General features: G+C 67.4%; 17 protein-coding genes, 5 tRNA genes and 1 pseudogene. 11 read left to right on the top strand and 12 right to left on the bottom strand.

Translation table 11 applies throughout. The features are described from left to right. Positions 1–43 precede the first annotated feature (43 nt). The 3 genes from JHC36_RS05000 (at position 44) to JHC36_RS04990 (ending at position 423) form a co-directional block, all read left to right on the top strand. A tRNA-Gly gene (locus JHC36_RS05000) sits at positions 44–119 on the top strand. Positions 120–186: 67 nt separating this feature from the next. Then, positions 187–260: transfer RNA gene (locus tag JHC36_RS04995), tRNA-Cys, on the top strand. Positions 261–334: 74 nt separating this feature from the next. Next, positions 335–423: transfer RNA gene (locus JHC36_RS04990), tRNA-Leu, on the top strand. A gap of 84 nt (positions 424–507) precedes the next feature. On the opposite strand, the gene JHC36_RS04985 is transcribed toward JHC36_RS04990, so the two are convergent. From JHC36_RS04985 to JHC36_RS04975, 3 genes are all read right to left on the bottom strand, one after another. Further along, positions 508–583: transfer RNA gene (locus tag JHC36_RS04985), tRNA-Lys, on the bottom strand. A gap of 6 nt (positions 584–589) precedes the next feature. Continuing rightward, a tRNA-Ala gene (locus JHC36_RS04980) sits at positions 590–665 on the bottom strand. Positions 666–743: 78 nt separating this feature from the next. Further along, positions 744–1,622: an NAD(P)-dependent oxidoreductase gene (locus JHC36_RS04975; RefSeq protein WP_287916603.1), complete on the bottom strand. Its 879-nt coding sequence runs from the start codon at positions 1,620–1,622 to the stop codon at positions 744–746. 103 nt (positions 1,623–1,725) lie between these two features. Between JHC36_RS04975 and JHC36_RS04970 the strand changes: the two genes are divergently transcribed. Then, a complete protein-coding gene (locus tag JHC36_RS04970; RefSeq protein ID WP_287916617.1) occupies positions 1,726–2,592 on the top strand; it encodes an alpha/beta hydrolase in 867 nt (288 codons plus the stop codon). A 69-nt stretch (positions 2,593–2,661) separates the two neighbouring features. On the opposite strand, the gene JHC36_RS04965 is transcribed toward JHC36_RS04970, so the two are convergent. The 3 genes from JHC36_RS04965 to JHC36_RS04955 form a co-directional block, all read right to left on the bottom strand. After that, entirely contained in the window at positions 2,662–3,639 is a 978-nt protein-coding gene (locus tag JHC36_RS04965) for a GMP reductase (protein WP_124219732.1), read from the bottom strand. Positions 3,640–3,771: 132 nt separating this feature from the next. Further along, positions 3,772–4,761 carry a CAP domain-containing protein gene (locus JHC36_RS04960; RefSeq protein ID WP_287916600.1) on the bottom strand — a complete coding sequence of 330 codons (990 nt, stop codon included), beginning with the start codon at positions 4,759–4,761 and terminating at the stop codon, positions 3,772–3,774. Positions 4,762–4,808: 47 nt separating this feature from the next. Further along, positions 4,809–5,594, bottom strand: a complete 786-nt coding sequence (locus JHC36_RS04955; protein WP_287916598.1) for a hypothetical protein — start codon at positions 5,592–5,594, stop codon at positions 4,809–4,811. 25 nt (positions 5,595–5,619) lie between these two features. Here JHC36_RS04955 and JHC36_RS04950 point away from each other — a divergent pair, with 25 nt between their 5' ends. After that, the gene (locus tag JHC36_RS04950) at positions 5,620–8,028 is read left to right on the top strand and encodes a UvrD-helicase domain-containing protein (RefSeq protein WP_287916596.1); all 2,409 of its coding nucleotides are present in this window, start codon (positions 5,620–5,622) and stop codon (positions 8,026–8,028) included. Positions 8,029–8,037: 9 nt separating this feature from the next. Here the strand turns inward: JHC36_RS04950 and merA are convergent. From merA to merT, 3 genes and pseudogenes are all read right to left on the bottom strand, one after another. Further along, positions 8,038–9,423: pseudogene (merA, locus tag JHC36_RS04945) on the bottom strand (mercury(II) reductase); the annotation flags it as partial. Between the two features lie 89 nt (positions 9,424–9,512). Continuing rightward, on the bottom strand, positions 9,513–9,800 hold the full coding sequence (merP, locus tag JHC36_RS11645) for a mercury resistance system periplasmic binding protein MerP (RefSeq protein ID WP_124219721.1): 288 nt from the start codon (positions 9,798–9,800) through the stop codon (positions 9,513–9,515). Between the two features lie 18 nt (positions 9,801–9,818). Next, positions 9,819–10,172, bottom strand: coding sequence for a mercuric ion transporter MerT (gene merT, locus JHC36_RS04940; RefSeq protein WP_287916593.1), 354 nt, complete (start codon positions 10,170–10,172; stop codon positions 9,819–9,821). Positions 10,173–10,412: 240 nt separating this feature from the next. Here merT and merR point away from each other — a divergent pair, with 240 nt between their 5' ends. Further along, complete coding sequence (gene merR / locus JHC36_RS04935; RefSeq protein WP_287916590.1) at positions 10,413–10,907, top strand: mercury resistance transcriptional regulator MerR; 495 nt, start codon at positions 10,413–10,415, stop codon at positions 10,905–10,907. Here merR and JHC36_RS04930 read toward each other — a convergent pair. Next, positions 10,861–11,640: a BPSS1780 family membrane protein gene (locus JHC36_RS04930; RefSeq protein ID WP_124219713.1), complete on the bottom strand. Its 780-nt coding sequence runs from the start codon at positions 11,638–11,640 to the stop codon at positions 10,861–10,863. The genes merR and JHC36_RS04930 overlap by 47 nt on opposite strands. Next, a complete protein-coding gene (locus JHC36_RS04925; protein ID WP_287916588.1) occupies positions 11,637–12,608 on the bottom strand; it encodes a homoserine kinase in 972 nt (323 codons plus the stop codon). The genes JHC36_RS04930 and JHC36_RS04925 overlap by 4 nt, the downstream gene beginning before the upstream one ends. Positions 12,609–12,783: 175 nt before the next feature. On the opposite strand from JHC36_RS04925, the gene polA reads away from it, so the two are divergent. The 3 genes from polA (at position 12,784) to JHC36_RS04910 (ending at position 17,493) form a co-directional block, all read left to right on the top strand. Next, positions 12,784–15,561, top strand: coding sequence for a DNA polymerase I (gene polA, locus JHC36_RS04920; RefSeq protein WP_287916585.1), 2,778 nt, complete (start codon positions 12,784–12,786; stop codon positions 15,559–15,561). Positions 15,562–15,698: 137 nt separating this feature from the next. Continuing rightward, entirely contained in the window at positions 15,699–16,604 is a 906-nt protein-coding gene (locus JHC36_RS04915) for a dienelactone hydrolase family protein (protein ID WP_287916583.1), read from the top strand. Positions 16,605–16,701: 97 nt separating this feature from the next. Further along, positions 16,702–17,493, top strand: a complete 792-nt coding sequence (locus JHC36_RS04910) for a ZIP family metal transporter (protein ID WP_287916581.1) — start codon at positions 16,702–16,704, stop codon at positions 17,491–17,493. Between the two features lie 27 nt (positions 17,494–17,520). Here JHC36_RS04910 and JHC36_RS04905 read toward each other — a convergent pair whose 3' ends face one another. Continuing rightward, positions 17,521–18,495, bottom strand: coding sequence for an NADPH:quinone oxidoreductase family protein (locus JHC36_RS04905; RefSeq protein ID WP_287916579.1), 975 nt, complete (start codon positions 18,493–18,495; stop codon positions 17,521–17,523). Positions 18,496–18,666: 171 nt separating this feature from the next. Between JHC36_RS04905 and surE the strand changes: the two genes are divergently transcribed. Both surE and JHC36_RS04895 read left to right on the top strand, forming a co-directional pair. Continuing rightward, positions 18,667–19,464 carry a 5'/3'-nucleotidase SurE gene (gene surE, locus JHC36_RS04900; protein ID WP_124221070.1) on the top strand — a complete coding sequence of 266 codons (798 nt, stop codon included), beginning with the start codon at positions 18,667–18,669 and terminating at the stop codon, positions 19,462–19,464. Then, positions 19,461–20,279 carry a protein-L-isoaspartate(D-aspartate) O-methyltransferase gene (locus JHC36_RS04895; RefSeq protein WP_287916576.1) on the top strand — a complete coding sequence of 273 codons (819 nt, stop codon included), beginning with the start codon at positions 19,461–19,463 and terminating at the stop codon, positions 20,277–20,279. Before surE ends, JHC36_RS04895 begins: the two co-directional genes overlap by 4 nt. The last annotated feature ends 286 nt before the right edge of the window (positions 20,280–20,565 follow it).

The following is a 20,565-nucleotide window of genomic DNA, read 5'->3' as shown; positions in this document are numbered from 1 at the left end:
TATTGCAGCAACGACAGCGAAACACTCAAAGTCGGCGCTTCATGCGGGAATAGCTCAGTTGGTAGAGCGCAACCTTGCCAAGGTTGAGGTCGCGAGTTCGAGCCTCGTTTCCCGCTCCAGATCGAGGAAGATTGCCAACGTCTTCCGAAAAAGGGAAGCTCTGGCTTCCCTTTTTTGTCAGAGCATGGCGCGGTAGCAAAGCGGTTATGCACCGGATTGCAAATCCGTGTAGGTCGGTTCGACTCCGGCCCGCGCCTCCAAACCGAGCCCCAGCCGCTGCACGCTTGCTGGGGCTTCTTTTTGGGCGCGATCCTCTGCGACAATTCGCCGCCTGGCCTCGATGGTGGAACAGGTAGACACAGCGGACTTAAAATCCGCAGACCTTAACCGGTCGTGCCGGTTCGATTCCGGCTCGAGGCACCACCTGAGCGCGTCGTCTTCGAAAGCGGAGGGTACGCACAGGAAAAAACAAAGCCCGCTGCGAGCGGGCTTGTTTTTGAGTTGAATTGGTGGGTCCTGTAGGATTCGAACCTACGACCTACGGATTAAGAGTCCGCTGCTCTACCAACTGAGCTAAGAACCCGAACGGTGGTGGAGAGGAGGAGGATCGAACTCCCGACCTTCGCATTGCGAACGCGACGCTCTCCCAGCTGAGCTACCCCCCCGCCGTCGAGGCTTGCATTATAGCAGCGCCCAAAGCCGTGCCATGCCTGGCCGACGCTGGGCCGTCCGTTTGGCTGGTCTCAGGTCATCCCGTTGCGGCGGGCCAGCTCCACGAACAGCGCAGCATGGTCGAGATCGGCCAAACCGTCGGCGATGGCTTGCGCGTAAAGCCGCTCGAACAAGGCCGTGACCGGGGCATCGAAACCCAGGGCGGACGCAGTATCGAGCGCGTTGCGCAGGTCCTTCAGTTGTACCGTCATGCGGGCGCGCGGCGCAAAATCGCGTTCGACCATGCGCTGGCCATGTACCTGCAGCACCCGGCTGTCGGCGAAGCCGCCCGTGATGGCTTCGCGCACCTTGGCCATGTGAGCTCCGCCGCGCTCGGCGAGCAGCAGGGCTTCGGCCACCGCGCCAATGGTGATGCCAACGATCATCTGGTTGGCGAGTTTGGTGAGCTGCCCTGCACCGTGGGGGCCGACGTGCGTGGCGCGTCCAAGCGCCGCGAACACCGGTGCGGCGCGCTCGAAGTCGGCCGCATCGCCGCCGACCATGATGGCGAGCGTGCCCGCTTCGGCGCCCACGGTGCCGCCCGAGACCGGCGCGTCCAGATGGGATACGCCGCGCTGCGCCAGCAGCTCGGCGTGCGCGCGGGCCTCCGCCGGCTTGATCGAGGACATGTCGATCACGAGCGAGCCGGGCGGCATGGCGTTTGCGGCGCCCAGTTCGAACAACACCTGGGCGACGACCGGCCCGTCTTCGAGCAGGCAGACCACCGCTTCGGCTTCGGCAACCGCTGTAGCCGGGGTGTCATGCACCTGCGCGCCAACCGCGGCCAGCGCTTCGGCCTTCGCTCGGGTGCGGTTCCACACCTGAACCGTGTGCCCCGCCGCGCACAGCCGTCGCGCCATGGGCAGCCCCATGCGGCCGATCCCAAGCACGCAAAGTTTCATTGTTGACACCTGAAATGAGAGCGCATCATGACCCGTTCACGCCGGCATCGGCCTATTTTTCTCAAAAAATGCGGCGGGTGCGATGATCGAACCTCGTTCCGAGGAGACGCCCATGCCCCGCACCGACCCCGAATGGCTCGACCGCATGTACAACAACCGGGCACTCGTGCCCGACCATGGCGCGCATTTTGCCCGCTGGGCCGCCGATTCCGCCGCGGCGCGGGCCACGCAGGCCTGCGCGCTCGATCTGCCGTATGGCCCGGGCGCGGGCGAAACGCTGGATGTGTTCCTTCCGGCCGAGGCCGCGGGGTCGGGTGGGGCGCCGGTGCTGGTGTTCATTCATGGGGGTTATTGGCGCGCCCTCGACAAGTCGGACCATTCCTTCATCGCGCCGGCATTCACCGCCCAGGGGGCTTGCGTGGTGGTTCCGAACTACGCGCTGTGCCCGGTGGTGACCATTCCGCAAATCACGCTGCAGATGGTGCAGGCCTTGGCCTGGGTGGCGCGGCACATCGCCGAATTTGGGGGGGACCCGAGGCGCATCACCGTCGTCGGCCACTCGGCGGGCGGACAACTCGCGGCGATGTTGCTGCTGTGTCAGTGGCCGCGCGTGGCGCGCGATCTGCCATCGACCCTGGTGCGGCGCGCGCTCGCGATTTCCGGTGTGTTCGATCTTGCGCCTTTGCGCCACACGCCGTTCGTGAAAGACGATCTGCGCCTCACGTCCGTGCAGGTGGCGCGGGCGAGCCCAGCTCGGCTGCCAGCGCCGCGCGCGGGAATCCTGGCGGCGGTGGTCGGCGGGGATGAGAGCGCGGAGTTCATCCGGCAGAACCGGCTGATCCGCGAAGCCTGGGGCGCACGGGCCGTGCCGGTGTGCGAGGAACTGCCCGGCCGCAACCATTTCAGCGCGCTCGAAGCCTTGGTGGAGCCGAGGCATCGGCTGTACGTCCTGGCGCTGGGGATGCTTCAGGAACGATAGCGGGGTCGCGCCGGTTGGCGATGGGATCAGCCCCGGAATCCGAAACTGGACTGTTGGGATCGGTGTGGCTCACATCAGCAAATGCTCGCCCGCGTTGTCGCCGCCGAGGATGACGTAGTTCACTTTGCGGATGTCCATGAGCTGGGTGCCGCCGGCGTAGCTGATGGAGCTTTGGATGTCCTGCTCCATTTCGATCAGAGTGTCGGCCAACTTGCCCTTGATCGGCTCGAGGATGCGTTTGCCCTCGACATGCTTGTATTCGCCTTTGTTGAAGTCGCTCGCCGAGCCGTAATACTCTTTGTAGAGCTTGCCGTCGACCTCCACCGTTTGCCCCGGCGACTCTTCGTGGCCAGCGAACAGCGAACCGATCATGACCATCGTGGCGCCGAAGCGGATCGACTTGGCGATGTCGCCGTGGCTGCGGATGCCGCCGTCGGCAATGATCGGCTTGGTTGCGACGCGTGCGCACCATTTGAGCGCCGAGAGCTGCCAGCCGCCGGTGCCAAAGCCGGTCTTGAGCTTGGTGATGCAGACCTTGCCAGGGCCGACGCCGACCTTGGTTGCATCCGCACCCCAGGTTTCGAGGTCGATGACCGCCTCGGGCGTGGCCACGTTGCCGGCGATGACGAAGGTCTGCGGCAGCTTTTCCTTGAGGTAGGCGATCATTTTGCGCACGCTGTCGGCATGGCCATGCGCGATGTCGATGGTGACGTACTCGGGGATGAGCCCTTCGGCGGCGAGGCGGTCCACCGTGGCGTAGTCGGGCGCTTTGACGCCGAGCGAAATCGACGCGTACTGTCCTTCGGCACGCATGCGCCGCACGAAGGCGACATTGTCGAGGTCGAAGCGGTGCATCACGTAGAAATAGCCGTGACGCGCCAGCCACAGGCAGATGGACTCATCCACCACCGTCTTCATGTTCGCCGGCACCACCGGAAGACGGAAACGCCGCGGGCCAAATTGAACGCTGGTGTCACATTCCGATCGGCTCTCCACGCGGCACTTGCGCGGCAGCAGAAGAATGTTGTCGTAGTCGAAGATTTCCATGATTGATCCAAGCTCCGGTCGGTCGTTGTAACGAGTGAGCGCTTGGCTTGGGTCCGGTCGCTGTGCCGTGCAGCAGGCACAAAAAACCGGGCGCAAGAAACTTGGGCCCGGTGCTTGATTCTACGCGGAGGCTCAGTCGCTGCCGGTGGTGTAGGTGAAGCTTTGAGTGAACGGCACGCCTGCATTGCTGCCGCGGAATGTGAATTGATAGCGGCTGTTGGGCGCGAGCGGCTGGGCGGGCAGGTAAAAGCCGGTGTTGGGTGCCAAATGGCGGTTGGGGTCGTTCGATGCCGTCACCGGGGGCAGAACCTCGACGGTTTGGCCGCTGGCCACATGCACGAGCGTGCCGGCGCCGAGCGTGAGGGTGTTGCCGCTCGCCACTGAAACAATGATGGACGAGCCCGTGGGGTTCGTCGACAGATCGCGACCGGGAATCGGGTTGGGGTTTTCCGCCAGCGTTCGGGTCAGCACCCCAGTCGTTCCCTCGCAGGGATAGGTTTTGACCGGGTTTGGCGGGTAGACGACGGGGCCGGCAGCCGCCCCCTGGGGGCCTGCCAATTCCACGACCAGCGGCGCGTAATAGCCGTCGCTCGGCCCGAGCGCCAGCCCGACCTCGGGCAGGTTGAAAGCCACCACGCCAATCGCATGGTAGGGCACGGCCATCAGGCCGCGCAGCGCGCGCACGGCCACCCCGTTCGCCACCGGAGCAACCGAACCCCAGCCGATCGACTCGGCGACGGCCCGCACCGGATAGCCCACGTACTGCAGCCGTTCGAGCGCGGTCTTGCCGGTGAATCCCGGCGTTCCCGGCGTTTCCTCGTGGCTGTTGGCGTCGTTGGTGACGAGCCAGTTCGCGTGGTTGCGCGCGGCCTGGGCCAGCAGGCTGTTCGGGCTTGGGGCACCAAAACCGCAGCGGCTGCGTTCGTCGCGCAGCAAGGTGTAAGCCGCCTGCTCTTCCGCCTCGACGCTGGTTGCGACGATGGGCTGTGGGCCTTGCGAGACCGGTGCTGCCTCGTCGCCGCCCCCGCCGCAAGCGGCAAGCAGCGCGGCCCAGGTCCAGCCAAACAGAATGCTCCCGCGGCGCAGCGCCGAGCGGCCGAGATGGTGGGGTGCGGTACTCATGAGGGGCAATTCTGCCGTGGCAGGGTTCGTCTTTTGTGATTCATTCGTTACGGCGTGCAAGCGCTGAGCGCGGCGTCGATGATGCGACCCCGGGCGTCCTCGACCCAGCCAAACACCCGCAGCCGGTCGGGGTGCGCACCCTCGGGGATGTTGAGCGGGCGCAGTTCATCGAGTCGCACCCACCGCGGCCGCGGCCCCGCCGTTCGCCCGCTCCATGTGGGCGTGAACACGTTGCGTACCAGCGCGCGTGCGACGGGGCTGCCCTCCGTTCCGGCAGGAAAGATCTCGATGAGCGCCAGATGCGCGGTGAGCGGCGCCAGGGCGTCGCGCGCCGGGGTGTAGCGGATCGACGCGCCGACATAGCCGCCGAACGCCGTGCCTTGCGCCACGCGCAGGCGTCGCGGGTTTTGCGGAAATTCGGCGGCCAGCACCGACTGAAACCGGTCGAAGCGCGGCGGCATTGCGGTGCCGGATCGCAGACCGGCGGCCTGGGCGCGCGCATTCGCTTCAGGGCGCGCCACGGGGGAAAGCGGCGCGTCCTCGCCCTGAGCGCCGGAAAAAACCCAGTCGAGCGCCCATGTACGCCCGTCCACGGACGGCGTCGCCGGGTCGCGCCAGCACTCGGCACAGTCCGCGCTGATGAAACGCTCCAGAACCATCGGGGGCGGTTCGAGGCCGTCGCTGCTGCACGACGACGGCTGCGCCTGCGCCACAGCGAAGGGCAGGGCGAGCAGCAGAGCGACGCGGCTGCGCCACCGCGCACGGGTGTTTGGGGCCGGGGCGGTGGGGTGGCTGTTGCGTGAGCGCGGAGGGATCGAGGGGTGGAGCATCATGTTTGGGCCTTCCTACAATGCCCGCATGTTCCCAGAAAACGCGTCCTCGAGTCCGCTGCTGCACAACCTCAACCCTGAACAGCGTGCGGCGGTCACGCTGCCCGCCGAGCATGCGCTGATTCTGGCCGGTGCCGGTTCGGGCAAAACCCGGGTGTTGACCACACGCATCGCGTGGCTGCTGCAAACGGGGCAGGTGACATCGGGCGGCATCCTGGCCGTCACTTTCACCAACAAAGCGGCCAAGGAAATGCTCACCCGGCTCTCCGCCATGCTGCCGCTCAATGTGCGCGGCATGTGGATGGGCACCTTTCACGGCCTGTGCAACCGCATGCTGCGCGCGCACCACCGCAGCGTGAACCTGCCGGCCACCTTCCAGATCCTCGACACCCAAGACCAGCTCAGCGCCATCAAGCGTCTGTGCAAGCAGTTCAACGTCGACGAGGAGCGCTTTCCTCCGAAGCAGCTGCAGTACTTCATCTCGGGCTGCAAGGAAGAGGGCCAGCGCCCGGGCGATGTGCCCGCGCGCGACGAGGACACGCGCAAAAAGGTCGAGCTCTACCAGCTCTACGAAGACCAATGCCAGCGCGAAGGCGTGGTCGATTTCGGCGAGCTGATGCTGCGCAGCTACGAGTTGCTGCGCGACCAGGACGCCATCCGCGAGCACTACCGGAGGCGCTTCCGCCATGTGCTGGTCGATGAGTTCCAGGACACCAACCGGCTGCAGTATGCGTGGCTGAAGATGATCGTCGGCCTGCCGGGCGAGGGCGGCGGCGCCATCATGGCGGTGGGCGACGACGACCAGAGCATTTACGCCTTCCGCGGCGCGCGCGTGGGCAACATGGCCGATTTCGTGCGCGAATACCAGGTGCGGCACCAGATCAAGCTCGAGCAGAACTACCGCAGCTACGGCCACATCCTCGACTCGGCCAACGCGCTGATCGGCCACAACACCGCGCGCTTGGGCAAGAACCTGCGCACCACCCAAGGCGCGGGCGAGCCGGTGCGGGTGTTCGAGGCGGCGAGCGACTTCGAGGAGGCGCAATGGCTGGTCGACGAAGTGCGTCAGCTCGTGCGCAACGACGGCTTTGCGCGCCACGAGATCGCCGTGCTCTACCGCAGCAATGCGCAAAGCCGCGTGATCGAAACCGCGCTGGTCAACGCGGGCGTGCCCTACCGCGTGTATGGCGGCCTGCGCTTTTTCGAGCGCGCCGAAATCAAGCATGCGCTGGCCTATCTGCGCCTGATCGAGAACCCGCGCGACGACACCAGCTTTTTGCGGGTGGTGAACTTTCCGCCGCGCGGCATCGGCGCACGCACGATCGAGCAGCTGCAGGACCTGGCCCGCGAATCCGGCTGCGCGCTGGTCGATGCGGTCAGCGCCGTGCCGGGCAAGGCGGGTGCGAACCTCGGCGCGTTCATCGCCAAAATCGACGTGCTGCGCGAGCAGACGCAGGGCCGCACGCTGCGCGAAATCATCGAACTCGTGCTCGAGCACAGCGGGCTCATCGAACACTACCGCGCCGACCGCGAAGGGGCCGACCGCATCGAGAACCTCGAAGAACTCGTCAACGCCGGCGAGAGCTTCGTCATGCAGGAGGGCTTCGGCCGCGACGCGGTCGCCCTGCCGCTCGACGAGCAAGCCCCGGCGGCGTTGGGCCAAAGCCCGGCGAGCCAGGGGCTGGACCTCGACGCGCCCGTGCTCGATGCGCCGCTCGCGCCCGATCAGGAGACCGGCGAAACCTTGAGCCCGCTGGCCGCTTTCCTCACCCACGCCGCACTCGAAGCCGGTGACAATCAGGCGCAGGCGGGGCAGGACGCGGTACAGCTCATGACCGTGCATGCGAGCAAAGGCCTGGAATTCGACGCCGTGTTCATCACCGGCCTTGAAGAGGGCCTGTTCCCCCACGAAAACTCCGCCAGCGACCGCGACGGCCTCGAGGAAGAGCGCCGGCTCATGTATGTCGCCATCACCCGCGCGCGCAAGCGCCTGTACCTCAGCCACGCGCAAACCCGCATGCTGCACGGCCAGACGCGCTACAACCTGCGCAGCCGGTTTTTCGACGAGTTGCCCGAGGGTGCGCTGAAGTGGATCACCCCGAAACGCGGCGCCAGCGCCTCCGTCGGCGCCGCGCCCTGGGGCAGCAGCGGCGCCATGCCCTGGGAAGCCGCGCCGCGCCGAAACCCGACGCCGCAACCCGCCTGGGGCCGCAGCAGCCTCAGCGCCCCCGACTTCGGCGCTGGCCCCGTGCCCGAGCGCAAGTCCGAGCCCGAACACGGCTTGCGCGTCGGCATGGCGGTGTTCCACAACAAGTTCGGCGAAGGCAAGGTGCTCGCGATTGAAGGCGCGGGAGCGGACGCGCGCGCGCAGGTACAGTTCACCCGCCACGGCACCAAGTGGCTGGCGCTGTCGGTGGCCAAGCTCACGCCGGTGTGATCGGCTGCCTCATCCCGCGCAGCAAGACAACTGCGTCACGTCCTTGCGGAAGGTCTGTGCCGCGAGCTTGAGCCCCTCGACCATGGTGAGGTAGGGGAAGAGCGTGTCGGCCAGGTCCTGCGCGGTCATGCGTTGGCGGATGGCCAGCGCTGCGGTCTGGATCAGTTCGCCCGCCTCGGGGGCCACCGCCTGCACGCCGATCAGCCGGCCGCTTGGGGCTTCCACCACCAGCTTGATGAAGCCGCGCGTGTCGAAGTTAGCCAGCGCCCGCGGCACTTGGTCCAGCGGGAGCGTGCGGCTGTCGGCGTCGATGCCCTGCAGACGGGCTTCGGCTTCGGACAGGCCGACGGTGGCCACCTGCGGGTCGGTGAACACCACGGCGGGCAGCGCCGTCAGATCGAGGCGCGCGTCGCCCCCGGTCATGTGGATGGCTGCGCGCGTGCCGGCAGCCGCGGCGACATACACGAATTGCGGCTGATCGGTGCAATCACCCGCGGCGTAAATGTTCGGGGCGCTGGTGCGCATGCTCGGGTCGATGACAATGGCGCCGGCGGCGTTCACCGCAACGCCCGCCGCGGCCAAGTTCAGTCGGGTCGTGTTCGGCCTGCGGCCGGTGGCGATCAGCAGCCGGTCGGCGTGCAGCACGCCCTGCGGTGTGGTCAGCAGGAAGGCCCCCGCGGTGTAAGCCACTTCGGAGGGGCTCGTGTGCGTCCGCACCTCGATGCCCTCGGCGCCGAAGGCATCAGTCAGGGCGGCGCCGATGGCCGGGTCCTCGGACGAGAGCAGGGTGTGGCGTGCCAGCACCGTCACGCGGCTGCCCAGCCGCGCATAGGCCTGCGCCAGCTCGAGCGCGACCACGGACGAGCCGATCACGACCAGGTGCTCTGGGATCGACTCGCTCTCCAAGGCTTCGGTGGACGTCCAGTACGGTGTTTGCGCCAAGCCGGGAATGTCTGGCACCGCGGGACTTGCGCCGGTGGCGACGAGGCAGCGGTCGAAGGCCACCACCCGCTCGCCGCCCGCGTTCAAACGCACCCGCAGGCTCGCGCCATCCAGGAAACTCGCCTCACCGTGCAGCACGGTGATGTCCGGGTTTTGCGCCAGGATGTTCTCGTACTTCGCGTGGCGCAGCGCCTCCACCCGGGCGTGCTGTTGGGCCAGCAGTTGGCGGCGGTCGATGGTGGGCACTGCCGCGCCGATGCCGCCATCGAACGGGCTGCTGCGGCGCACGTGGGCGATGTGCGCGGCGCGGATCATGATCTTCGACGGCACGCAGCCGACATTGACGCAGGTGCCGCCGATGACGCCCCGCTCGATCAGCGTCACTCGCGCGCCGCGCTCGACCGCCTTGAGCGCCGCAGCCATCGCCGCGCCGCCGCTGCCGATGATGGCGATGTGCAGGCCGTCGCCGCCGGTGCTTGGGCAGCATGCATGCAGGCCGGCGTGCGGCTGCTGGGAAGATGTGGCGGGGATGGGGCGGATGGTCATTTCTTGACGCTCGAGGGATAACCGGCGGCCTCGGTGGCGTCCATCAGGGCGTCCACACTGGCCTTGGTGTCGTCGAAGCGAACGATGGCCTCGCGCTTTTCGAGGCTGACGTTCACCTGTTGCACGCCCTCGACCTTGGTGAGCGCCTTTTTGACCGTGATGGGGCAGACGGGGCAGTTCATCCCCGGCACCGAGAGGGTCACGGTTTGCACCGCTGCATGGGCGCCCGTGGCGAGCGCGCCGAGCAGGAGGAAGGCTGCGAGTCGCAGAGACTTGGTTTTCATGAGCGGAACTCCTCGGTGTCAATAAAACAAGGGCGCCAGATAGGGAAAGCCCAGCGCCACCAACACCAGCGCAGCGACGATCCAGAACAGCAAGCGGTAGCGCAGCCGCACCGCCGGCACGGCGCAGACGGCACCCGGCTCGCACGCAGTCGCGGGGCGAAACAGTCGCCGTGCCGCCAGGGCCAGCGCCAGCAAGGCGGCTGCGATGAAAATCGGGCGGTAAGGCTCCAGCACCGTGAGGTTGCCGATCCAGGCGCCGCTGAAGCCCAGCGCCAGCAACACCAGCGGCCCGAGGCAGCAGCTCGAAGCGAGGATCGCGGCGAGGCCGCCGGCCAGCAGTGCTCCGCCTGGGGATCGTTTGGGTTCGTCCATCGCGACATCTCCTTCAACAGTGGGTTGATCGCCTAAGGCAACGCTGAATCAGTTCCCGCGATGGTGCGCGCCCGGCCGCGGGATGGGATGCGAGGCGCAAACCGCAGCCATAGCCGCAGCTATGGCGAGGATTTGCTTTCGACGCAGACCGCCCGCAGCCGGGATGCGCGACGCGCGAGGGACTTGTTCAGCGTTGCCCTAAGCTTCCGTCCGTAGTCAAGTACGGAGTCAACCCCCCTCATGAAAGACCCTTTCGAGCCCATGACCATCGGCGCGCTGGCGCAGGCAGCCGGGGTGAACGTGGAAACCATTCGCTTCTACCAGCGCCGCGGCCTGCTGCGTGCGCCCGAGCGCACGGAGGGCCGGATCCGGCGCTACGGCGCGCCTGCGCTGGGCCGGCTGCGCTTCATCAAAGCGGCGCAGCGTCTCGGTTTCAGCCTCGACGAGGTGGCGGAGCTGCTGCGGCTCGAAGACGGCACGCATTGCGCCGAAGCCAGCCTCCTGGCCGCGCAGAAACTGCGCGACGTGCGCGAACGCCTCGCGGACCTGCAGCGCATGGAATCGGTGCTCTCACGCCTGCTGCACGCCTGCCAAAGCTCCGCAGGCACCGTCTGCTGCCCTCTGATCGAGGCGCTGCAAGAGGGCGCAGTCGATGGCCAGCCATCACATGAGCTCCGGGAAGTTGACGTCAGACCGAGCCCGCCGCCTCATCCAGAAAACAATCCCGCACCGTGAACCACATGGAGGTGAAGAACATCGCGGCCATCATGAGGGCGGCAGGGACGAGCGCCACGGTGGCGATGCCGGGGTTGCCGAACAGGGCGGAGATCAGCATGGCGAGGACGCCCGCGCCGATGAACACGGCGAGCCAGCCGAGGGTGTAGAGGAAGAATGCCTTGAAGTTGCGCGCGCAGGCGACGAAGCTGAAAAAGAGGCTTTTCACGGGTGCCACGCCATGCCAGTGCACGAGCGCGGGCGCGTGCCAGAACATCATCGACAAGGGCAGGTAGGCCGCGGTGGCGGCCCAAGTGGCGGCTTGGAAGCCTGGAGCGTTCATCAGCTCGGGCGTGAGCGAGCCGCCGAGCAGGTACACCTGGGCGAACTTGCCACCATCGAACAGGGCCGAGAAGCCCATGACGCCGAAAAACCCCGCCGCATAGAGTGCGCCGAGCTGCAGCATGGCGATGGTGCGCGCCTTTCCTTCTCGAAACGCGGTGAACAGCACCCAGGGCATGGGGAAGCGCCCCGCCACCGCCTCGCGCGTGGCGGCCATCATGCCGAGCGTGAGTGCGGGCAGCAGCACCAGGGCGAGCGGCAGCCCGATCCAAGGCAGCATGGTGGCGACCGAGACCACCGCCATGAACATGAAGAACAGCCCGACGAAGGCCAGCGGCTGGCGCCAGAAGGTGCGCAAGCCCTCGCGAACCCAGGCTAGGCCGCTGCGGGCGGGGACGAGTTGGAGTTTCATGCGGTGGCGGACTCGCTCAGGATGACGGCGGGGTGGGTCGCGCGCTCGCGCAGCACGCGCTCGAAGTGGGCGGGGTCATGGGGCTTGAGCATGCGGGCTTCGCGCGGCAGGTACCAGTCCCAAAGCCGCGAGATCCAAAACCGCAGCGCGCCGGCGCGCAGCATGGCGGGCAGCAGTTGGCGCTCGGCGGCTTCGAGCGGGCGCACCGCCTGGTAGGCGTCGAGCATGGCCGCAGCGCGAAGCGGATCGTGCCGGCCCGCGTGCCAGTCGATGGCCCAGTCGTTGAGGCAGACCGCAAGGTCGAACAGCCAGGTGTCCACACCGGCAAAGTAAAAGTCGAAGAAGCCGCTCAAGCGATCACCATCGAACAGCACGTTGTCGCGGAATAGATCGGCGTGAATCGGGCCGCGGGGCAGGGCGGCGTAGCGGCTGCTCGCGGCGATGTGGTTCTGGTAGGCGAGTTCCTCGCGCAGCAGCGCGGCCTGCGCTTCATCGAGGTGCGGCAGCACCAGCGGGGCGGTCTCGTTCCACCAGGGCAGTCCGCGCAGGTTGGGTTGGCGCAGCTCGAAGTCGCGCCCGGCCAGGTGCATGCGCGCGAGCATGTCGCCGACCGCGGCGCAGTGCTGCGGCTCGGGTGCCAGCACGCTTTTGCCGGCCAGGCGGTTGACCACGGCTGCGGGCTTGCCGCAGACACTGTGCAGCAATTGCCCGCGGACATCGGCGGCGGGTTCGGGCACGGGAATGCCGCGCTGCGCGAGGTGTTTCATCAGCCGCAGATAAAACGGCAGCTGCTCGGCCGTGAGGCGCTCGAACAGCGTCAGCACCCAGGCCCCCTGGTCGGTGGTGGCGAAGTAGTTGGTGTTCTCGATGCCCCCCTCGATGCCTTCGAGGTTCTGCAATTCGCCCAGGCCGAGGCGCAGCAACAAATTTCGGGCGGTGTCGAAGGGAACGGGCGTGAAAACGGCCATGAACAGTCGGGTCGGGCGGTGACGGGTGAGCGGGGCGGGGTGCCAAGCGTGGCACATGCAGCCGCGGGGCGCTTCATTGTAGGGCTCGAGCGCTCTTGGCCCTGGCGCGGTCGCTGGCGTTGCGCCGGTCGCGGGCCGATGCCGCGGGTCGAAACGGGGCGTGCACAATAGTCCCATGAACGAAAAGAAGATCCTGCTGCTGATCGACGGGTCGAGCTATCTCTACCGCGCCTATCACGCCATGCCGGACCTGCGCGCCGACCCGAACGACCCCAACAGCGCCCCGACGGGCGCGATTCGCGGCATGATCAATATGCTCGAGAAGCTGCGGCGCGAGGTCAACCCCGATTACGTCGCCTGTGTCTTCGACGCCAAAGGGCCGACCTTCCGGGACGAGCTGTATGCGGACTACAAGGCGCATCGTCCGCCCATGCCCGAGTCGCTGGCCGCGCAGATCGAGCCGATTCACGAGGTGGTGCGGCTGCTGGGCTGGCCCGTCCTCGAGGTGCCCGGAGTCGAGGCCGACGACGTCATCGGCACCTTGGCCGTGACTGGGGCCCGCCAGGGGCTGGCGGTGATCGTCTCCAGCGGCGACAAAGACCTCGCTCAGCTCGTCAACGACGACATCACCATCATCGACACGATGAGCGGCAAAACCCGGGACCGCGCGGGCGTCGAAGCCGAGTTCGGCGTGCCGCCCGAGCGCATGCTCGACTTCCAGGTGCTCGTGGGCGACGCCATCGACAACGTGCCGGGGGTGGAGAAAGTCGGCCCCAAGACGGCGGCCAAGTGGTTGCAGGCCTATGGCTCGCTCGACGGCGTGATCGCGCACGCAGACGAGATCAAAGGAGTGGTCGGTGAAAACCTGCGCCGCGCGCTGTCGTGGTTGCCGCAGGGGCGCGAACTGCTGCGCATTCGCACCGATTGCGACCTGAGCCCGTGGATTCCCGGCTTTCCCGCGCTCGAGGCGCTGCGCCCGCGCGAGCCCGATCGCGCGGGCTTGCGCCAGTTTTACGAGCGCTATGGTTTTCGCAGCCTCGCGCGCGCACTCGATGCGGGCCAGGCTCCGCCACCAGCAGCGACGGCGCGCAACGGCGACTGGTTTGCGGACGCTGACCCGCCCGCGTCGCTGCAGGTGCAGCACCGAGCCGGCCGCGAGGACGAAATCATCCTCGACTGGGACAGCTTGGACCGCTGGCTCGAGCGTCTGCGTTCGGCACCGCTGGCCGCGCTCGACACGGAAACGACCTCGCTCGACGAGATGCAGGCGCGCATCGTCGGCATCAGCTTTTGCGTCGAACCGGAAGCGGCGGCCTACATCCCGCTGGCGCACGAGGGGCCGGACGCGCCGCAGCAGTTGCCGCTGGCGCAGGTGCTCGATCGGCTGCGGCCCTGGCTCGAGGACCCACGCGCGCCCAAGTTGGGGCAGCATGTGAAGTACGACCGGCACGTGTTCGCCAACCACGGCATCGAGGTGCGTGGCTATGCGCACGACACCATGCTGCAGAGCTATGTGCTCGAGGTGCACCGGCCGCACAACCTGGGCAGTCTCGCCGAGCGGCATCTGGGCCTCAAGAGCATCAGTTACGAAGAGGTGGCGGGCAAGGGCGCGCGCCAGATTCCGTTTGCGCAGGTGGCGGTGGACCGCGCAGCGGCTTATTCCTGCGAGGACTCGGCGCTGTGCCTCATGGTGCACCGGGTTTTGGCGCCGCGGCTGGAGGCGGAGCCCAAGCTCGCGGACATTTACGCGCTGGAGATGGCCACCAGCGAGGTGCTGTTTCGCATGGAGCGCAACGGCGTGCTGATCGATGCGCAGGTGCTCGCCCGCCTCAGCCACGAGCTGGGCGAGCGGCTGCACGCCATCGAGCAAGAGGCCTATGCCCTGGCCGGCCAGCCGTTCAACCTCGGCAGCCCCAAGCAACTGGGCGAGATCTTCTTCGACAAGCTGGGCCTGCCGTCGGTCAAGAAAACCGCCACCGGCGCGCGCAGCACCGACGAGGAAGTGCTCGAAAAGCTGGCCGAAGACTATCCACTGCCGGCCAAGGTGCTCGAGTGGCGCAGCCTCTCCAAGCTCAAGGGCACCTACACCGACAAGCTCGCCCAGATGGCCGACCCGCGCACCGGGCGCGTGCACACCCACTACGCGCAGGCGGTGGCGGTGACCGGGCGGCTTTCGAGCAACGAGCCGAATCTGCAAAACATCCCCGTGCGCACCCCCGAGGGCCGGCGCATCCGCGAAGCCTTTATCGCGCCGCCGGGCCGGCGCATCGCCAGTGCCGACTACAGCCAGATCGAGCTGCGCATCATGGCGCACCTCTCGGGCGACGAAGCGCTGCTCGCCGCCTTCCGCCAAGGGCTCGACGTGCACCGCGCGACCGCCGCCGAAGTGTTTGGCGTCGCACCCGATCAGGTCACGCCCGAGCAGCGTCGCTATGCCAAGGTCATCAACTTCGGCCTCATCTACGGCATGAGCAGTTATGGCCTGGCGAAGAATCTGGGCATCGACAACAGCGCCGCCAAGGCCTGGATCGACCGCTATTTCCAGCGCTATCCCGGCGTCAAGCGCTACATGGACGAGACCCGCGCGCAGGCGAAGGCGCAGGGCTATGTGGAAACCGTCTTTGGCCGGCGGCTCTACCTGCCCGAGATCAACTCCCCCAACGGCCCGCGCCGCGGCGCCGCCGAGCGCGCCGCCATCAACGCGCCCATGCAGGGCACCGCGGCCGACCTCATCAAGAAAGCCATGGTGGCGGTGCAGCAGGCGCTCGATGCGCGCGCGCGCGGCACGCTGATGATCATGCAGGTGCACGACGAACTGGTGTTCGAGCTGCCCGAAGACGAGGTGGATTGGCTGCGCAGCGAGATTCCGCGGCTCATGGCGGGCGTCGCCGAACTGCGCGTGCCGCTGGTCGCGGAGATCGGGGTCGGCGCCAACTGGGAGGAGGCGCACTGAGAGGCTGAGCGCCTGCGCACTCGGGCGCGGGCCGGCGGATTCCCTGGCGACCTGCAGACCTTGCCGTCGGTCGATAGACTGGTGGTGCGCTCGCCGCAGCGATGACTGCCACCCCTTCAAACTTCAAAGAAACTGCCATGCTCGACCGCAACCAACTCTCGGACGCCCATGCCTTGCTCGACGCCACCCCGGGTCGCAGCGGGGCCACCACCCGCCGCGCCGCGCTCAAAGCCGCGCTCGGTGTGGGCTATGCCGCTGCCGTCTTGCCCGCACTGGCGCAGACCGCCATCAAGACTTCGGCCGAGGGCCTCACCGAAGGCGAGGTCACCATCGATGTCAACGGCTTCAAGATGCCGGTGTACCGCGCCGCGCCTGCGGGCAAGACCGGCCTGCCGGTGGTGCTGGTCATTTCGGAAATCTTCGGGGTCCATGAGTACATCGCCGATACCGCGCGGCGCTTCGCGCATGCGGGCTATCTGGCGCTGGCGCCGGAACTGTTCGTGCGTCAGGGCGACGCGCAAAGCTACGGCGAGTTGGCCAAGCTCATCGCCGAGGTGATTTCCAAGGTGCCCGACGCGCAGGTCATGGGCGACCTCGACGCCTGCGTGGCCTGGGCGGGCGCCCACGGGGGTGACCTCGAGCGCGTGGGCGTGACCGGTTTTTGCTGGGGCGGGCGGCAGACATGGTTGTTTGCCGCGCACAACCCCAAGGTCAAGGCCGGCGTGGCCTGGTATGGCCGACTGGTCGGGGAGCGAACCGCCCTCACACCTCGCAATCCGATCGACGTCGTGGACCAATTGCATGGCCCGGTGCTGGGCTTGTACGGTGGCGCTGACACCGGTATTCCGCTGGCGACGATCGAGCAGATGAAGGCGGCGTTGGCGGCTTCGCGCAATCCGGCAGCCCGGGCCAGCGAGTTCGTGGTATACCCGGAGGCACCCCACGCCTTCCATGCCGACTATCGGCCGAGCTACCGCAAGGAAGCAGCCGAAGACGGCTGGAAGCGGGCGCTCGCCTGGTTCCAGAAGCACGGCGTGGCTTGAAGGCCTGATGGGTAGGCTCTGGGCATGGCTGAAGCCTTCCCCCGTTGATTGACTGGCCTTTTGCGCCGATACCGGCGACAAATGGGCATTGTTTACTATGTTATTAATAGCAATTTTGACGGGTACCCTGATCGCCGGTGTAGGCAGCGTATGGCTCGCGGCACTGCTGAGTTTCGGCGCGCTGGGGCGTTATTCGCAGCATCTGTTGAGCCTGGCCGCGGGCGCGCTGCTCGCCACCGCGTTCATGCATTTGTTGCCCGAGGCGTTTGAGAGCGGCATCGAGCCCCACACGCTGTTTCCCGTGCTGCTGGTCGGTCTGGTGGGCTTCTTTCTGCTGGACAAGGCTGAACTCTGGCACCACGGGCATGAACATCACCACGGGGCCAACCACGCCCATGCGCATGGCGTGGGGCAGGGCCACGACCATGCCCCACACGGGAGCGGCAGTTGGGCCGTGATCGCCGGCGACAGCGTGCACTGCTTCGGCGACGGACTGCTGATCGCCTCTGCGTTCCTGGCGGATTGGAAGCTGGGCACGGTCACTGCGCTCGCGGTGCTGGCGCATGAGGTGCCGCACCACATGGGCGACCTGGCGGTCTTGCGCGTGGGCGGCAATGACCGGCGCATGGCCTTGCTCAAGGTGACGCTGGCGGGCTTGGTGACGGCGCTCGGCGGGCTGCTGGGCTACCTGCTGGTCGGGGCACTCACCGAGTTTTTGCCCTTCTTCCTCGTCGTCGCCAGCAGCAGCTTCATCTACGTCGCGCTCGCCGACCTGATTCCGCAACTGCAAAAGCGCCTCAGCCTCGCGCAGACCGCGGTACAACTGCTGTGGCTCGTGCTGGGCATCGCCGCAGTGACGCTGCTGAGCAGCTTTGCACACGCGCACTGAGTTCGGGAACCCGGGCGCGCTGCTGGCCTAGTTCACCAGCACCAACTTGCCCATGACCGCACGCGAGGCCATGCGGGCGTAGGCGGCTTTGAGTTCGCGCATCGGCAGGGTTTGATCGATCACGGGTTTGATCTTGCCCTCGCCATACCAGCGTGCGAGTTCCATGAGCATTGCGGCGTTGGCCTGCGGCTCGCGCCGCGCGAACTCTCCCCAGAACACCCCGACGAGTGAGGCACCCTTGAGCAGCGGCAAATTCATCGGCAGCGCGGGGATGGGGCCCGCCGCAAAGCCGATCACCAGGTAACGCCCGCGCCACGCGATGGAGCGAAACGCCGGCTCGGCCAGATCGCCGCCCACGGGGTCGTAAATCACGTTCGGGCCCTGGCCATCGGTGAGCGATTTGAGCGCATCGCGCAGGTTTTCGCGGCTGTAGTTCACGGTGGCATCGGCCCCCAGGCGCTGGCACAGCGCGCATTTCTCGTCGCTCGAAGCCGCAGCGATCACGCGCGCACCGGCCACCTTGGCGATCTGGATCGCCGCGGTGCCCACCCCGCCAGCCGCACCGAGCACCAGCACCGTTTCACCCGCCCGAAGTTGCCCGCGGTCGATCAGCGCGTGGTGGCTGGTGGCATAGGTCATGATGAACGCGGCCGCATCCACCGCAGGAAACTCCGCCGGCAGCGGCAGGCACAGCGCGGCCTTGGCCACCGTGTGGGTCGCAAAGCCGCCGGTGCCGCTCAAGCAGGCTACGCGTTGCCCCACACGCAGTTGCGTCACGCCCTCTCCGACGGCCTCGACGATGCCGGCATATTCGGCGCCCGGCACGAAGGGCAGCGGCGGCTTGATCTGATATTTGTTCTGCACGATCAAGAGATCGGGGAAGTTCAGGCTCGCCGCCTCGATGCGGATCAGCACCTCACCCGGCCCCGGCGTGGGCGTGGGCAGTTCCTTCCAGACGAGCGCGTCGACACCGACGGGGTTTTCGCAAAGCCAGGCATGCATGGGCAGATTCCTTCGAGTCAATCGGACGAACGCGCATGATAGGGATCAAGTGTGTCTGCGCCCAAGGGCGGTTGTCCCCTCCGTGTCAGCGCGGCAGCACGGGCTGCGAGGGCTCGGGAGCGACGGTTTGGCGGCACCTACAATCGATCGATCGGAGCCCTCGCCATGCGCATGAACATCCTGCTTTCCAACGACGACGGCTTTCAGGCCCCGGGCATCGTGGCGCTGTTTGAAGCGCTCAAAGACGTGGCCCACGTCGAGGTCATCGCGCCCGAGCACAACAACAGCGCGAAGTCCAATGCGCTCACGCTGCATTCGCCGCTGTACGTGCACCGCGCGCACAACGGTTTTCGCTACGTCAACGGCACGCCGGCGGACTGCGTGCACATTGCGCTCACCGGATTGCTCGAGACGCGGCCCGATCTGGTGATTTCCGGCATCAACAACGGCGCCAACATGGGCGACGACACGATTTATTCGGGCACGGTGGGCGCAGCGATGGAGGGCTACCTGTTTGGCATCCCCGCGATTGCGTTTTCGCAGGTCGAAAAGGGCTGGGCGCATCTCGAGGACGCGGCGGCCAAGGCGCGCGAGATCGTGCTGGGACTGGCTGCGACGCGGATCGGTTCGGGCGCGCCGTGGCTGCTCAACGTCAACATCCCGAACCGGCCGCTGGCCGAGATGCGCCCGCTCAAGGTGTGTCGTCTGGGCCGACGCCATGCGGCTGAGCCGGTGATTCGCCAGCAGAATCCGCGCGGCGACACCATGTATTGGATCGGCGCGGCCGGCCCCGCGCTCGACGAAGGCGAGGGTACCGATTTCCACGCCAGCGCTGAGGGCCATGTGGTGATGACGCCGCTCAAGGTCGATCTCACGGACCACGAAAGCCTGCGCTACTGGGCGCAGACCGCAGCGCGCCTCGGCGCGGGCTCAGCGGCTGTCGGTGTCGACGGAGGCCACGCCCGATGAGCGCGCGCCGCCCCGGCTTCCCGGCGCGGCTGGATTCGGCTGCTCCGGCAGCGCTGCCCGCGCGCGCGGGCAAGGCGGCAACGGCTGCCAGCGCGTCCGTGCCGCCCGCGCGGAGCCCCGTGGCCCAGCCCGCGCGGACGCCTGCCACGCTCGAGCCGGTGCGTGGCTTGGGGCTCGATTCCGCCGCGGTGCGCGCGCGCATGGTGCAGCGACTTGCCGCGCAGGGGATCCGCGATGAAGCGGTGTTGGCCGCGATGGCCCAGGTGGAGCGACACCGCTTCGTCGACACGGGGCTCGCCGCCCAGGCGTATGAGGACACCAGTTTGCCGATCGGCTTTGCACAGACGATCTCCAAGCCCAGCGTGGTCGCGCGCATGCTGGCCTTGCTGCGTGAGGGCGAGATTCGCCCGCTGGGCCGCGTGCTCGAGATCGGCACCGGCTGCGGCTATCAGGCCGCGGTGCTGAGCCAGATCGCGCGCGAGGTCTACAGCGTCGAGCGGATTCGCGGCTTGTACGAACGGGCGCAGGCGAACCTGCGGCCCTTGCGCTTGGCCAATGTGCACCTGATTTTGGGCGACGGGATGCTCGGCTTTGCGCAGGGTGCGCCATATTCGGCCATCATTTCGGCCGCTGGCGCGGGTGCGCTGCCGCAGGCTTGGATCGAACAGCTTGCGGTGGGCGGGCGGCTGGTGGCCCCGGAGGTCACGGCGCAGGGCACGCAGGCGCTCGTGGTGATCGACAAACGGCCCCAGGGCCTCGTGCGCACGGTGCTCGAGGCGGTGCACTTCGTGCCCCTAAAATCAGGCTTGGCCTGACCGGGCACCTCAGGGAATGAACAGCATGGTTGGATTTCATCGTTGGCGGGCCCGCGGCCGGGGGGTTTGCGGGGCGGCGCCGCGGGGGGCGTGCGCGTCGAGCCGGCCCACACGGGCGCCCGTGGAGGCCCGGGGCCTTGCAGCCGGCCGCCTGCCCGCGCCGTCGGCCCCCACCCCCGCGGCGCCTGAGGTTCCCAAGCCCCTACCCGGGGCCGAAAACGCGGGCAAGCCGGGTTACTACACGGTGCGTCCGGGCGACACACTCATGCGCATCGGGCTCGAGACC

The organism is Tibeticola sp., from assembly GCF_022759015.1.
GTDB lineage: Bacteria > Pseudomonadota > Gammaproteobacteria > Burkholderiales > Burkholderiaceae_C > Tibeticola > Tibeticola sediminis.
Note: the sequence above shows the minus strand (reverse complement) of the source record. Positions and strands in the feature narration are given on the sequence as shown.

Excerpts from the sequence above, each read along its gene's own strand:
- JHC36_RS04960 (WP_287916600.1), bottom strand. The coding sequence starts at position 4,761 with ATGAGTACCGCACCCCACCATCTCGGCCGCTCGGCGCTGCGCCGCGGG.
- JHC36_RS04965 (WP_124219732.1), bottom strand. The coding sequence starts at position 3,639 with ATGGAAATCTTCGACTACGACAACATTCTTCTGCTGCCGCGCAAGTGC.
- JHC36_RS04930 (WP_124219713.1), bottom strand. The coding sequence starts at position 11,640 with ATGAAACTCCAACTCGTCCCCGCCCGCAGCGGCCTAGCCTGGGTTCGC.
- JHC36_RS04970 (WP_287916617.1), top strand. The coding sequence starts at position 1,726 with ATGCCCCGCACCGACCCCGAATGGCTCGACCGCATGTACAACAACCGG.
- merT (WP_287916593.1), bottom strand. The coding sequence starts at position 10,172 with ATGGACGAACCCAAACGATCCCCAGGCGGAGCACTGCTGGCCGGCGGC.
- JHC36_RS04955 (WP_287916598.1), bottom strand. The coding sequence starts at position 5,594 with ATGATGCTCCACCCCTCGATCCCTCCGCGCTCACGCAACAGCCACCCC.
- JHC36_RS04915 (WP_287916583.1), top strand. The coding sequence starts at position 15,699 with ATGCTCGACCGCAACCAACTCTCGGACGCCCATGCCTTGCTCGACGCC.
- surE (WP_124221070.1), top strand. The coding sequence starts at position 18,667 with ATGAACATCCTGCTTTCCAACGACGACGGCTTTCAGGCCCCGGGCATC.
- JHC36_RS04910 (WP_287916581.1), top strand. The coding sequence starts at position 16,702 with ATGTTATTAATAGCAATTTTGACGGGTACCCTGATCGCCGGTGTAGGC.
- JHC36_RS04905 (WP_287916579.1), bottom strand. The coding sequence starts at position 18,495 with ATGCATGCCTGGCTTTGCGAAAACCCCGTCGGTGTCGACGCGCTCGTC.
- JHC36_RS04895 (WP_287916576.1), top strand. The coding sequence starts at position 19,461 with ATGAGCGCGCGCCGCCCCGGCTTCCCGGCGCGGCTGGATTCGGCTGCT.
- JHC36_RS04950 (WP_287916596.1), top strand. The coding sequence starts at position 5,620 with ATGTTCCCAGAAAACGCGTCCTCGAGTCCGCTGCTGCACAACCTCAAC.
- JHC36_RS04925 (WP_287916588.1), bottom strand. The coding sequence starts at position 12,608 with ATGGCCGTTTTCACGCCCGTTCCCTTCGACACCGCCCGAAATTTGTTG.
- merR (WP_287916590.1), top strand. The coding sequence starts at position 10,413 with ATGAAAGACCCTTTCGAGCCCATGACCATCGGCGCGCTGGCGCAGGCA.
- polA (WP_287916585.1), top strand. The coding sequence starts at position 12,784 with ATGAACGAAAAGAAGATCCTGCTGCTGATCGACGGGTCGAGCTATCTC.
- merP (WP_124219721.1), bottom strand. The coding sequence starts at position 9,800 with ATGAAAACCAAGTCTCTGCGACTCGCAGCCTTCCTCCTGCTCGGCGCG.